At 46.8% G+C, this 12,708-nt stretch carries 10 protein-coding genes; 4 read left to right on the forward strand and 6 right to left on the reverse strand.

The features are described from left to right. Positions 1-10: 10 nt before the first annotated feature. The 3 genes from DXB58_RS12930 to DXB58_RS12940 all read left to right on the forward strand — a co-directional run bounded on the left by DXB58_RS12930 (position 11) and on the right by DXB58_RS12940 (position 4,458). A complete protein-coding gene (locus DXB58_RS12930; protein WP_122136991.1) occupies positions 11-2,404 on the forward strand; it encodes an anaerobic ribonucleoside triphosphate reductase in 2,394 nt (797 codons plus the stop codon). 77 nt (positions 2,405-2,481) lie between these two features. Then, a complete protein-coding gene (nrdG, locus tag DXB58_RS12935) occupies positions 2,482-2,940 on the forward strand; it encodes an anaerobic ribonucleoside-triphosphate reductase activating protein (protein ID WP_122136992.1) in 459 nt (152 codons plus the stop codon). A gap of 114 nt (positions 2,941-3,054) precedes the next feature. Beyond that, a complete protein-coding gene (locus tag DXB58_RS12940; RefSeq protein WP_122136993.1) occupies positions 3,055-4,458 on the forward strand; it encodes an MFS transporter in 1,404 nt (467 codons plus the stop codon). Between the two features lie 101 nt (positions 4,459-4,559). Here the strand turns inward: DXB58_RS12940 and DXB58_RS12945 are convergent, their stop codons facing one another. The 3 genes from DXB58_RS12945 to DXB58_RS12955 form a co-directional block, all read right to left on the reverse strand. Next, positions 4,560-5,648 carry a 2-aminoethylphosphonate--pyruvate transaminase gene (locus tag DXB58_RS12945; protein ID WP_004306876.1) on the reverse strand — a complete coding sequence of 363 codons (1,089 nt, stop codon included), beginning with the start codon at positions 5,646-5,648 and terminating at the stop codon, positions 4,560-4,562. Positions 5,649-5,720: 72 nt separating this feature from the next. Beyond that, on the reverse strand, positions 5,721-6,506 hold the full coding sequence (gene phnX, locus DXB58_RS12950) for a phosphonoacetaldehyde hydrolase (RefSeq protein ID WP_122136994.1): 786 nt from the start codon (positions 6,504-6,506) through the stop codon (positions 5,721-5,723). Positions 6,507-6,543: 37 nt separating this feature from the next. Continuing rightward, positions 6,544-7,881, reverse strand: coding sequence for a DUF5690 family protein (locus DXB58_RS12955; protein ID WP_122136995.1), 1,338 nt, complete (start codon positions 7,879-7,881; stop codon positions 6,544-6,546). 187 nt (positions 7,882-8,068) lie between these two features. Here DXB58_RS12955 and DXB58_RS12960 point away from each other — a divergent pair, with 187 nt between their 5' ends. Continuing rightward, complete coding sequence (locus DXB58_RS12960) at positions 8,069-8,950, forward strand: hypothetical protein (RefSeq protein ID WP_122136996.1); 882 nt, start codon at positions 8,069-8,071, stop codon at positions 8,948-8,950. Between the two features lie 172 nt (positions 8,951-9,122). Here DXB58_RS12960 and rseP read toward each other — a convergent pair whose 3' ends face one another. The 3 genes from rseP to DXB58_RS12975 form a co-directional block, all read right to left on the reverse strand. Next, positions 9,123-10,478: an RIP metalloprotease RseP gene (gene rseP / locus DXB58_RS12965; RefSeq protein WP_004296792.1), complete on the reverse strand. Its 1,356-nt coding sequence runs from the start codon at positions 10,476-10,478 to the stop codon at positions 9,123-9,125. A gap of 129 nt (positions 10,479-10,607) precedes the next feature. Next, entirely contained in the window at positions 10,608-11,777 is a 1,170-nt protein-coding gene (locus DXB58_RS12970) for a 1-deoxy-D-xylulose-5-phosphate reductoisomerase (protein ID WP_004296793.1), read from the reverse strand. 14 nt (positions 11,778-11,791) lie between these two features. Next, positions 11,792-12,652: a M23 family metallopeptidase gene (locus tag DXB58_RS12975; protein ID WP_122136997.1), complete on the reverse strand. Its 861-nt coding sequence runs from the start codon at positions 12,650-12,652 to the stop codon at positions 11,792-11,794. Positions 12,653-12,708: the final 56 nt, after the last annotated feature.

The raw sequence follows: 12,708 nt of genomic DNA on the forward strand, positions 1-12,708 counted from the left end.
AGTTAAAGTTATGAACTACGCGGAAATTTGTATCATCAAACGTGATGGTAAAAGAGAAGATTTCTCTATCAGTAAGATCAAGAATGCAATCAGTAAGGCATTCAGTGCAACCGGTTTTCAGGATGAGCAGCAGTTGGTGGCTGACATCACTATGAACGTAATCAGTCAGTTTACTACTCCTACTATTACCGTAGAAGAGATTCAGGATTTAGTAGAAAAGTCGTTGATGAAAGTACGCCCGGAAGTAGCGAAGAAATACATTATTTATCGCGAATGGCGGAATACGGAGCGCGATAAGAAAACCCAGATGAAGCAAGTGATGGACGGCATCGTTGCTATCGACAAGAACGATGTCAACTTGAGCAATGCCAACATGAGCAGTCACACGCCTGCCGGACAGATGATGACGTTTGCTTCCGAAGTAACCAAAGATTATACGTATAAATACCTGTTGCCGAAACGTTTTGCCGAAGCACACCAGTTGGGAGATATTCACATTCACGACTTGGATTATTATCCGACAAAGACGACAACCTGTATCCAATATGATATGGACGACCTCTTTGAACGTGGTTTCCGCACAAAGAACGGTAGTATTCGTACCCCGCAAAGCATCCAGAGTTATGCTACTCTGGCTACCATTATCTTCCAGACCAACCAGAATGAGCAGCATGGCGGACAGGCAATTCCTGCTTTCGATTTCTTCATGGCAAAAGGTGTGGCCAAATCTTTCCGCAAGCATCTGGCATCATTCATCAATTTCTATGTCGCCATGGAAAACGGAAATCAGGCCGATGAGAAATCCATACGCACATTGATTAAAGAATATCTTCCGTCTATCAAGGCTACCGAAGCCGAACGCGAAACATTGCGCATTGCTTTGATAGCTTTACAAATCATTATAGACAAGGAACACCTTGCCCGTATCGTTGAGAAAGCTTATCAGCAGACTCGCAAAGATACCCATCAGGCCATGGAAGGATTTATCCACAACCTGAACACAATGCATTCACGCGGCGGTAATCAGGTGGTATTCAGCTCCATCAACTACGGTACGGACACTTCTGCCGAAGGTCGCATGGTGATCGAAGAATTGCTGAAAGCTACCATTGAAGGATTAGGCACAAGAGGCGAAGTACCTGTATTCCCGATTCAGATTTTCAAGGTGAAAGACGGAGTTTCTTACTCGGAGAAAGACTTTGAGAAAGCAATGAAAGCGGAAAATATCGAAGAGGCAATGACCGACCATTACGAGGCTCCCAACTTCGACTTGCTGTTGAAGGCTTGCCAGACTACGGCGAAAGCATTGTTCCCGAACTTCATGTTCCTCGACGCACCTTTCAACCAGAACGAGAAATGGAGAGCAGACGATCCGAAACGTTACGTCTACGAATTGGCGACGATGGGTTGCCGTACCCGTGTATTTGAAAATGTGGCAGGAGAAAAATCTTCTTTAGGTCGTGGCAATCTTTCATTCACTACGCTGAATATGCCGAGACTGGCGATTGAAGCCCGTATCAAGGCGGAAAACCTGATAGAGGATGAACGCAACAAGGATGCCATTGAACAGAAGGCAAAAGAAATTTTCATCGAATCCGTACATACTATGTCGGTTCTTGTAGCCGATCAGCTTTATGAACGTTATCAGTATCAGCGTACGGCCCTGGCACGTCAGTTCCCGTTCATGATGGGAAATAATGTGTGGAAAGGCGGCGGTGAGCTGAACCCGAACGAGCAGGTGGGGGATGCATTGCGCAGCGGCACGCTGGGTATCGGATTTATCGGCGGACACAATGCGATGGTGGCTCTCTACGGACAAGGTCACGGACACAACCAGAAAGCATGGGACACACTGTATGAAGCTGTGATGGAAATGAATAAAGTGGTAAACGAATATAAAGAAAAATATAACCTGAACTACTCCGTTCTGGCTACTCCTGCCGAAGGACTTTCGGGACGTTTCACCAAAATGGATCGTCGGAAATATGGAAAAATCCCCGGAGTGACAGACCGCGACTATTATGTCAACTCTTTCCACGTAGATGTGAAAGAACCGATCAGCATCGTTGAGAAAATCAAGCGTGAAGCTCCGTTCCACGCCATTACGCGCGGCGGACATATCACGTATGTAGAGCTGGACGGTGAGGCACAGAAGAATGTACGTGCCATCGCCAAGATTGTGAAAGTGATGCACGACGAGGGGATTGGCTACGGCTCTATCAATCACCCGGTAGATACTTGCCATAACTGTGGTTATAAAGGGGTTATCTTCGATAAATGTCCGGTGTGCCAGAGTGAAAGCATCCTCCGTATGCGCCGTATAACCGGTTACCTGACAGGCGATTTGAGTTCCTGGAACTCTGCTAAACGGGCAGAAGAACAAGACCGTGTAAAGCATCTGTAAGGAGTTGAAAATGACCTCACTAATAGGCTTCTATCTTTAATTTTTTAATTTTCAACTTTCAATTTTCAATTTAAGAAGTGAATTTATTAGGAACTTATCCTGAAACGATTGTCGATGGTGAAGGCATCCGGTACTCTATTTATCTTGCCGGATGTTCCCATCACTGTCCCGGTTGCCACAACCCGGAGAGCTGGAATCCGGGGGCGGGGGAAGAACTGACGGAAGAAAAAATACAGTCCATCATCCGTGAAATCAAGGCAAATCCTTTGCTGGACGGTGTTACTTTTTCCGGTGGTGATCCGTTTTTCCATCCGGAGGAGTTTCTGCTTTTACTGAAACGGGTGAAAGAGGAGACGGGGATGAATGTGTGGTGCTATACAGGATATAGCTACGAAGAAATCAAGGCACAGCCCCGCTTGAACGCTGCCCTTGATTATATAGACGTATTGGTGGACGGACGCTTCGAACAGGCTCTTTTCTCTCCGTATCTGGAGTTCAGGGGAAGCAGCAATCAACGGATCTTGAAACTGAAATAAACTGCACTAAAAAAACTTATTTTTCAAAGGAAACAAAAACACCTCTGTCATTGTTTTGTTTACCTTTACAAATCCCTCCGGGAGGAACGACTACACTTACAAGAATAAGTTTTTATGGTACAATCGATAAATTCAACTCAAAAAATAGAGGAAACCGACGGATTGCCGATGCCTAAGCGTATTTGGGCGGTGGTGTCCGTCGGATTCGCTCTTTGTATGTCGGTATTGGATATTAACATCGTCAATATCGTACTACCCACGCTTTCGCATGATTTTGGGACTTCTCCCGCTGTAACAACCTGGATTATCAACGGCTATCAGCTGGCTATCGTCATATCGCTACTGTCTTTTTCCGCTTTAGGTAAAATCATCGGTTACCGGAAAGTCTTTCTTTCGGGTATCGGTCTGTTTTGCATCACTTCATTGATCTGTGCCTTGTCCGATTCGTTTTGGACGCTAACCGTCGCCCGTATTTTTCAGGGATTCAGTGCCTCTGCTATCACCAGCGTGAATACGGCACAGCTGCGTTATATCTATCCGAAGAGCCAGATTGGGCGGGGAATGGGGATTAATGCGATGGTTGTTGCCATATCGGCTGCCGCCGGGCCTTCTGTGGCGAGCGGTATTCTTTCTATTGCCAACTGGCACTGGTTATTTGCTATTAATGTTCCGTTAGGACTTACCGCATTGTTCCTCGGCATCAAACATCTGCCAAGGCAGGAGGAACGCTCGAAACGCAAGTTTGATTATATCAGCGCCATAGCGAATGCGGTTACCTTCGGCCTGCTTATATATACGCTGGACGGATTCGCCCATCACGAGGAAATGGATTTCCTTTTTATCCAACTGGTTGTATTGGCAGTGGTCGGCACGTACTATGTGCGTCGGCAACTCACGCAGACTACTCCGTTACTGCCGCTCGACCTGTTGCGGATTCCGATTTTACGGTTATCCATCCTGACTTCCATTTGTTCCTTTATCGCTCAAATGTCGGCAATGGTTTCCCTGCCTTTTTTCCTGCAGAACACTTTAGGACACAGTGAGGTGATGACCGGACTTTTGCTTACTCCGTGGCCGTTGGCTACGCTGGTCACGGCTCCATTGGCAGGGTATCTCGTGGAGCGTATTCACCCCGGTATACTGGGAAGTATCGGGATGGCTCTGTTTGCCATCGGACTTTTCTCGCTTTCCAGTCTGACTGCCGAATCATCTGATATAAGTATTATCCTGCGTTTGATGTTATGCGGTGCGGGCTTCGGATTGTTTCAGACGCCGAACAACAGCACGATTATTTCTTCCGCTCCTACGCAGCGTTCGGGAGGGGCCAGTGGGATGCTGGGAATGGCCCGCCTGTTGGGACAGACCACCGGAACAACATTGGTTGCCTTGCTTTTCAGCTTTGTCACTCATAGCCGGAGCACGGCTGTTTGCCTGATGGTGGGGAGTGGATTTGCCGTTGTGGCAGCTATTGTCAGTAGCTTGAGGCTATCGCAGCCTTCCACCCTGAAAAGAAAATAATGAAGTCCTGAAAGAGGATTAAGTCTTTCAGAACTTCACAGGAACATCATACAACATATTAGTAAGTAATCATTCAAGATGAACTTGAAAGATTTGACTTTCTAGTATTTCGTTTCCCGTATGACTTCTACCAGACGGCGGAAGTCTTCCGGATGCACATCACCGATGTTTCCGATACGGAAGGTATCTGCTTTTGAAATCTTTCCCGGGTAAATCACGAATCCTTTATTTTTCAGTGCGTAATAGAATGTTTTGAAGTCGAATCCTTCATGCGGATAAAGGAAAGAAGTGATGATAGGCGACTGGATGTCATCTTCGAGTAATGTTTTGAATCCGAGTGCACGCATACCTTCCACCAAAATACGGTGATTTTCGCAGTAACGTTGGTAACGTGCTTCTACACCTCCTTCTTCAATCAATTCGGTCAGGGCTTGTTTGAAAGCACGGACAACATGTGTCGGTGAAGTGAAGCGCCATTTTCCGTGTCCTTTTTCCATTGTTTCCCATTGGTCGTAGATGTCCAGGGAAAGAGAGCGTGCCACTCCTTTGCAATATTTTAATTCCGAACGGCGGGCGATGATGAATCCGAATCCCGGTACACCCTGAATACATTTGTTGGAGCTGCTGATTAGGAAGTCGATACCAAGTTCGTTTACATCTAAGGGGATACCTCCGAAGCTGCTCATACAGTCTACAATCAGCTTTTTACCGTGCATCTTGACGATGTGGGACAGTTCTTTGATCGGATTCAGGATACCGGTCGTTGTTTCGCAATGAACGAAAGCGACATGTGTGATATCGGAGTTATTGCTAAGATAATCGTCTACATATTCAACTGATACCTGCTCTGTTTCTTCAAAAGCCAGCATGTCGTAGTCGAGGTGGTAATATTCTGCAATGTTGCCCATACGGTCGCCATAGGCTCCGTTGCTACATATCAGGAGTTTGTCTTTCGGGGTGATGGTGGCGCCTAAAACGGCTTCCACGCAATAGGTTCCGCTTCCTTGTAAAAGGATGGAGGTGTATTCTTCCGGTTTTTTAGTGGCGATGTTAACCAGGTCTTTGCGGAGTTCCTGAACGATGCCGAGGTTGTAGTCTTCGTCCCACGTACACCAGTCGGTCATCATGGCTTCTTTTACTGTTTCAGAGGTGGTTAGAGGTCCGGGGGTTAATAACAAATATGGTTTCATAATGATGTTTTCTTTAGAAATGAATAAATAAATGATTTTGATTTTTCTGATTGTTGGGTGCGGGCGTGAATGTTAGTTGCCGGCGTTGATCGTTTCAATCAGTGCGGGAAGTTCTTCGATAGTGCGTATCACGTAAGAAGCTCCTGCGGCAAGCATGCGCTCTTTGACGTCGGCGATGCGGGCTTCGAGTTCGGAGGCAGGCATTGATTTTGTTTCTGCTTCGGTAAGTGCCATTTCATTGCTGCCGAGAATCACGCCTACACTATACACTTTCGCGTTCACCCCTTCGCGAATATCGGCAATCGTGTCACCCACTTTTATAACGGCGTCGAGGCTGGGGATTGCTAATTTCGTCAGGTTCTCAAAAATCATGTAAGGAGCGGGACGTCCGGCGGGAAGCAGGTTGGGAGTGGCGCAATAATCCACGCGATATCCTTTTGCCTGTGCGGCGGGGAGAACTACATCCATCATTTCGCGGGTATAGCCGGTGGTCGATCCTATTTTAATACCTGCGGCACGCAATTTCTCCAAAGTCGGGATTACTCCCGGAATAGGGTCTGTGTAGTTTTCGAGAGAGGCGAAGAGGTGCTTCTCGAAAAGGCGGTTTAGTTCTACCACGTCTTCTTCCGTCCAGGCGCGTTGGTAACGGGCGGTAAACTGTTCGTTCACGTCAGACATGGAAAGTAGTTCGCGGATGTGTTGAATTTTGGGTAGTCCCATTGGTTTGCGGGTCTGTACAACATCGATTACCAGTCCTTTTTCGGCAAATGCTTCGATAAAAGCAGCCACGGGGGCAAAACATCCATAGTCAACGGCTGTACCAGCCCAGTCCATAATAATACATTCAATCTTTTTCATTCTTGTTTCTATATAATATTGGTTTATTCGTCGGAAATTAATAAGAAGCGAGGGAGGGGACGGGGCAGGATTCGTTCCCGCGTATTTCACCCTGTTTCCCTTTTCTGTATTTTTGTGTCAGATAAATCATTGCTAAGGTGAACGCAAAGGTGCAGACGATTCCTACGGTCCCTGCCATCGTATTGTAGAACTCCAGCCAATTCAAATCCGGGTTGAAACATTCTTTCACTACCAATACCACCACTGTGCCTGTGTAGCCGATGGAATCGACCATCGCTATGAAGAAACCTACATTTCCCTTGATGCGGAAACAGGCGATGAAGCGGTCGAAGAAGATGGTTTGAAAGCTCAAGTAGGAAAAATAGAGGCAGAGGCTCTGGATAAATAACCACACGAGCGGAGAAAGTTGCAGGGTGTGATAGTTGAATGCCACAGTGCTAAGTGTGATTGCTCCGGCAATGACAAGGGTCAATAGGACGGAAAGTACTTTGATGTGGCTTTTCATCACTGCCAGGGTGGCGAAAATGGCCAGGATAATCAGTGTGACTATACCGTCTACTTTGGCGAATACCCACGGGGAAAGTCCGGCGGCATTGACGTCTATGATTTTCACCAGAAAGTCTTCCTTGACATCTTGCAAAACGGTGAGAAAGAGGTTGGCGAAGAAAAGCAGTGTCAATATGGGAGCAAAGCTGCGGAACAGGTTCCAGCGTTGTTGCTTGTCGAGGGTGACACGTTCCACACGCAGCGCCTTGTCTTCGGCAGTCGGTTTGGGCAGGTGATCGAGGATATAGCCCAGTCCTGCCAGCAGGGGCAATGCTACCGCACCGATCAGTGCAGGCATCCAGAATTCACTGACGTGCAGGGTGTCGACAACGAAAAGTCCGATGGATTTGGCTGTGCCGCTACTGACTGCGATACTGAGTCCGAAAAGGGAAGCGAGCAGATCCGTCACCCGGCGTCCTTCGAGGAAGCTGAAGATGACTCCCCACATGCAGCCAAGTGACAGTCCGTTGAAGAACAACGCCAATACATTGAACGGGCGGGGCAGGCATCCGAAAAGAACCAAAGAGAGTTCGGCCACTAAAATAGAAACAAGAATGAATTTCAGGCGGCCTTCTCTCTTTAGTTCGGAAATAAGTTTGATCCCGATAAACTTGGATACCATATATCCTAATATCTGGATGATGCTGGTGGCTATCTTATAGTCCATACCAAATAGTTCCATGCCGTCGAACGTGGCGGCAGTGAACGGTTTGCGTAGTGCATAGACTAATGAATAGGACAGCAGTGCCGCTCCTCCCGCATAAAGGATAAAGAGTAAATCGGAAAGTTTCTTTTGGGCCGAAGGCGACAGTTTTTCTTTGAAATTCATAATGCTATTTTTTTGTTTCCGGTGCAAAAGTAGGGTGTCGGAGCGAACGAAAAAATGAATTTCAATGAATCATATTGTATATATGAGCCTTTATGTGTACTGAAATATTAATGTAATATTCATGCAATACAAACATAATACTTTAGTCATTCCTTTGCAACGGAATCAATTAACAAACCGAAAAATCATGGACGAACTTACGGATATTTATAAAAGAATAGAGTACCTGCGTAACAATGGGGTGAAGATGAAAGAAATTGCCGACCGGGTGGATATGGCTCCGAGTGTGTTGTCTGCTTTGTATTCGAGTGTGCTTCCCGCTTATATCGACTTATTGAAAACACGTACACCGGACGAGGCGCTGGATGAGGCTTTGGCGCTGGTGAATAATGTTTCCAAGAAACGTTTATTAAATAATGTGGGATCGGTGAGGCTGTTGCTTCAGGAGATGGAGCCGGACGTGCAGAGCGAGGCGGAGAGTGGCAACTCTTTTATCAAGTTGCTGGGGAAGGAGGCGAAGGAGTCTGTGCAGGAGGTGTATAATTATAGTGGTATGTATCTTAGTTACAGTTTGTCGTCTTCTACGGATAGCCTGAAGATCGAGCCGTACATGATTTGTGCTTCCGAGAATAATGAGTATGTGAAAGTGGGGATGATTAATGCGTATAAGTCGGTGCATTGGGGGAGCGGGATTATCAGTAATCATCAGAACTCTTACCTGATGTTCAACGAAAGGGATTTGCCACAGTTTGCGCTGGTGACTATTTACCTGCAACTTCCGCATTATGAGTTTCCGAATATGCTGAAAGGGCTTTATCTCTGTCTGGACTACAATCATAATCCGATTGCACGTCGTATTGTGCTGGTGAAACAGTCGGATAGTACGGATGTTAATCAGTTTCTGGAGATGGAAGGGTGTCTGGTTCCGCGGGCGGATTTGACTCCGGAATTGGAGGTGTACTATAATTATACGTGTCAGGAGGGGGATTATATCAAAACGTGCACGGTACCTTCACCTAAGTTGGATGAGACGGATTTGGAGAGAGAGAAGAAGATGTTGAAGATTTAAAGACAAACAACAATAAAAAGAGGAGCTGTCAAAACATCTGCATTGATATAATTTAGGCACGGATTACACAGATTTCGCGGTCTTTTTTAAACTAAAACCGTGTAATCTGTGTAATCCGTGCCTAAATTATATTCCTCTTATTCTTTGTGTATACTTTCTATTGTTGCGCTCACTAGAAGAAGAATCGCAAAATATCATTGAAGTTAGCCCATATCAACAGACCGAAGAGCAGAATCATACCGGTCATCTGGGCGTATTCCATAAACTTGTCGCTCGGTTTGCGGCGGGCTATCATCTCGTAGAAGAGGAAGAGCACGTGGCCACCGTCTAATGCGGGGATAGGGAGGATGTTCATGAAAGCCAGGATGATGGAAAGGAAGGCAGTCATATACCAGAACTGATGCCAGTCCCAGGTAGCGGGGAAGATGCTGCCGATCGTTCCGAAGCCGCCCAGCTGTTTGGCTCCTTCTTTCGAGAAGAGGTATTTCATGTTTCCTACATAGCCTTTCAGGGTTTTTACACCGAGGGAGACACCTGCGGGGAAGGATTCAAAGAAGGCATATTCTTTTTTTACCATAGGGAGCAGACGGTCTGTGACGAGACAGGCGGTTACCCCCATCAGGTAGGCGGAGTCTACACGCATACTTAGTGTGTCTGTTGCACCGTTACGCACATAAGTCAGCGTGATTAGGCGCGGGTCTATGCTGTCTTTGAGCAGGGTCGCTTCGTTTTTCTTGCGTTCTGCCATCGCTTCTTTGAAGTCGGAGAAAGAGATCGGGGTTCCGTTCAGGGCGATGATGCTGTCACCTGCCTGGATTCCTGCTTGTGCGGCAGGAGAGTTCACCATTACGCTGTCTATAACATACGGGAAACGGTAGGAGGCGAAGCGGACGCTGTCTGCCAAGAGGCGTTGCATCAGGTCTTCCGGGATATAGACGGAGGCTTTTGCTCCGTTACGGATGACGCTTACTTCACGTGCATCGGCAATCTGGCTCAACATGTCGCCATCATAACGTTCGAAAGGAACACCGTCGGCAGAAAGGAGGATATCACCGTCCTGAAAACCTACCGCTTTGGCAGTCTCGTTGAATTCCATACCAAGAGGAGCTTCCTGTACCTTTATATATTGGTCGCCCCATGCAAAAAGGATCATGGAGTAGATGAACAGTGCCAACAGGAAGTTGAACAGTACGCCACCCACCATTATCAGCAGACGTTGCCACGCCGGCTTGGAGCGGAACTCCCACGGTTGTTCGGGTTGTTTCATCTGTTCGGTATCCATCGATTCATCAATCATACCGGCTATTTTGACATAACCGCCCAATGGCAACCACCCTACTGCATACTCTGTGTCACTTTTCTTGGGTTTGAACTTAAAAAGGGTGAACCAAGGGTCAAAAAATAAGCAGAATTTTTCTACACGCACCTTAAACAAACGGGCAAAAAGAAAATGCCCGCCTTCATGAACGATAACGAGCAAGGATAAGCTCATAATCAATTGCAGGGCACGAATCAAAAATGTTTCCATATAGTCTATTTACAGTTTAAAGCCTTCAACGAATTCTCTACCAAAGAGAGGATATAAAGGCTATTTTCAATTTATATTAATACTAATCAATTTCTTTATTTTCTTTGTTCATCAATGGGATGAAGCGGATCATATCAGACTGGCTGCTATTTTCCTTGCTTCCGCATCCGTAGCTACATAATCGTCGTATGTCGGATTGGCGATGAAGGCAACCCGTTCCATTGTTTTCTCTATTACGTCGCTCATGCCGAGGAAGCTGATGCCGTCTTTCAGGAAAGAGGCTACCACTACTTCATTGGCAGCATTGACGATACAGGGCATATTCCCTCCGCGATACATCGCTTCGTAGGCGAGTGCCAGGTTGCGGAACCGTTTCGTATCGGGTTGCTCAAACGTCAGATTCGTGCATTGGGAGAAATCGAGTCTGTCGAAAGAAGAGCTGATACGGTCGGGGTAGGAGAATGCGTACTGGATGGGCAGGCGCATATCCGGCATCCCAAGTTGTGCCTTGACAGCTCCGTCTTCAAACTGCACCATCGAGTGGATGACTGATTGTGGATGTACCACCACTTCGATCTGGCTAGGCTGAACACCGAACAACCATTTGGCTTCGATTACCTCAAAACCTTTATTCATCATGGAAGCGGAGTCGATTGTGATTTTTGCTCCCATTTCCCAGTTGGGGTGTTTCAAGGCTTGCGTCTTTGTGACGGATTTCAGCTGTTCCAAGGTGCAAGTGCGGAACGGACCTCCGGAGGCTGTCAATATCACTTTCTCAATCGGGTTACCCACTTCTCCCGCTAAACACTGAAAAACAGCAGAGTGTTCAGAGTCTACCGGCAGAATCGGAGTGCGATATTGTTGTGCCAACTGATTAATCAGTTCACCCGCTACTACCAATGTTTCTTTATTGGCCAACGCAATCGCTTTCTTGGCGCGGATGGCGTTGATGGTTGGTTTTAGTCCGGCATAACCGACCATGGCTGTCAACACCATGTCGATGGGACCTGCTTCTACAATCTGACAGATAGCGTCTGTGCCTGCGTACACTTTGATAGGCAGGTCGCTCAATGCTTCTTTCAGTTCGGAATACTTTTCTTCGTTGGCTATCACTACCACTTCCGGCTGGAACTTCCGTGCCTGGGCAATCAGTAGTTCCACGCGGTTGTTGGCTGTCAGCGCATAGGCTTCGTACAGGTCGGGATGTTCTTCGATGACTTGCAGAGCCTGCGTCCCGATGGAGCCTGTTGAGCCCAGGATAGCTATTTGTTTTTTCTTTTTGTTAGTCTCTATATTCATTTTTCTATTATCACTTAAAATACGATGTATTTTTCGGGATTTACCGGATGACCTTTATACCAAAGTTCGAAATGGAGGTGCGGCCCTGTACTAAGTGTGCCGCTGTTTCCTACCAGAGCGATGGCTTCGCCTCCTTTCACGCGTTCACCTTCCTTTTTCAGGAGGGAGCCGCAGTGTTTATAGATTGAAATTAAATCCTGGTTATGTTGTACGCCAATCAGGTAACCCGTCTCGGCGGTGTATGTGCTTAGGATGACGGTTCCGTCCATGGTTGCCAGTACGCTTTCGTTGGGATTGGCGGCGATGTCGGTGCCGTAATGTTTCTTTTCGGCATTGAAGTGGTCGGACACCATACCTCGTGTCGGACGGTATAAAATGAGTCCGGTCACGTCCGGTTGGGAAGTGATGGAGGTCAGGTTATATTTTTCATTCTCTTCATACTGACGACGGAATTCTTCTTCACGTTTGGTACGTTCCATCAGTGTGTCTTCGCGGGCAGCGGTCAGCGAATCGAGTGTCTGTACGCTGTCGATGGGTACTTTTCCACTGAAGATATCCTGAATGTTCATGATGTAAAGATTCTGCTTGTTGAGCACTTGTTGCAAAGAGTCTACACGCAGGGCATTGTCCACGATTTGTGTACGGACTTCACTGTTCATGTATCCGGGGAGGTAGTTGCGCAGCGGGGTGAAGGCGATGATGCAGGAAGCGATCAGGAAGAGCACCGCCAGCACGCAAAGTAATACGGAAAGTCCATTGAGCTTGGATACACGAAGTCCGACAATTTCTTCAAGTGTATTTTCATTAACGATCGTTAGTTTATACTTGAACTTGAAATTTTTCCAGAAAGCTTTACTTCGTCTTCTCTTTGGCATCTCGGGTATTTACTGTTTTTACGATTTACTATTTACTATTTTCAGTGGATGAGCGG

This window comes from Bacteroides sp. OM05-10AA (assembly GCF_003439055.1).
GTDB classification, from domain to species: Bacteria; Bacteroidota; Bacteroidia; order Bacteroidales; family Bacteroidaceae; genus Bacteroides; species Bacteroides intestinigallinarum.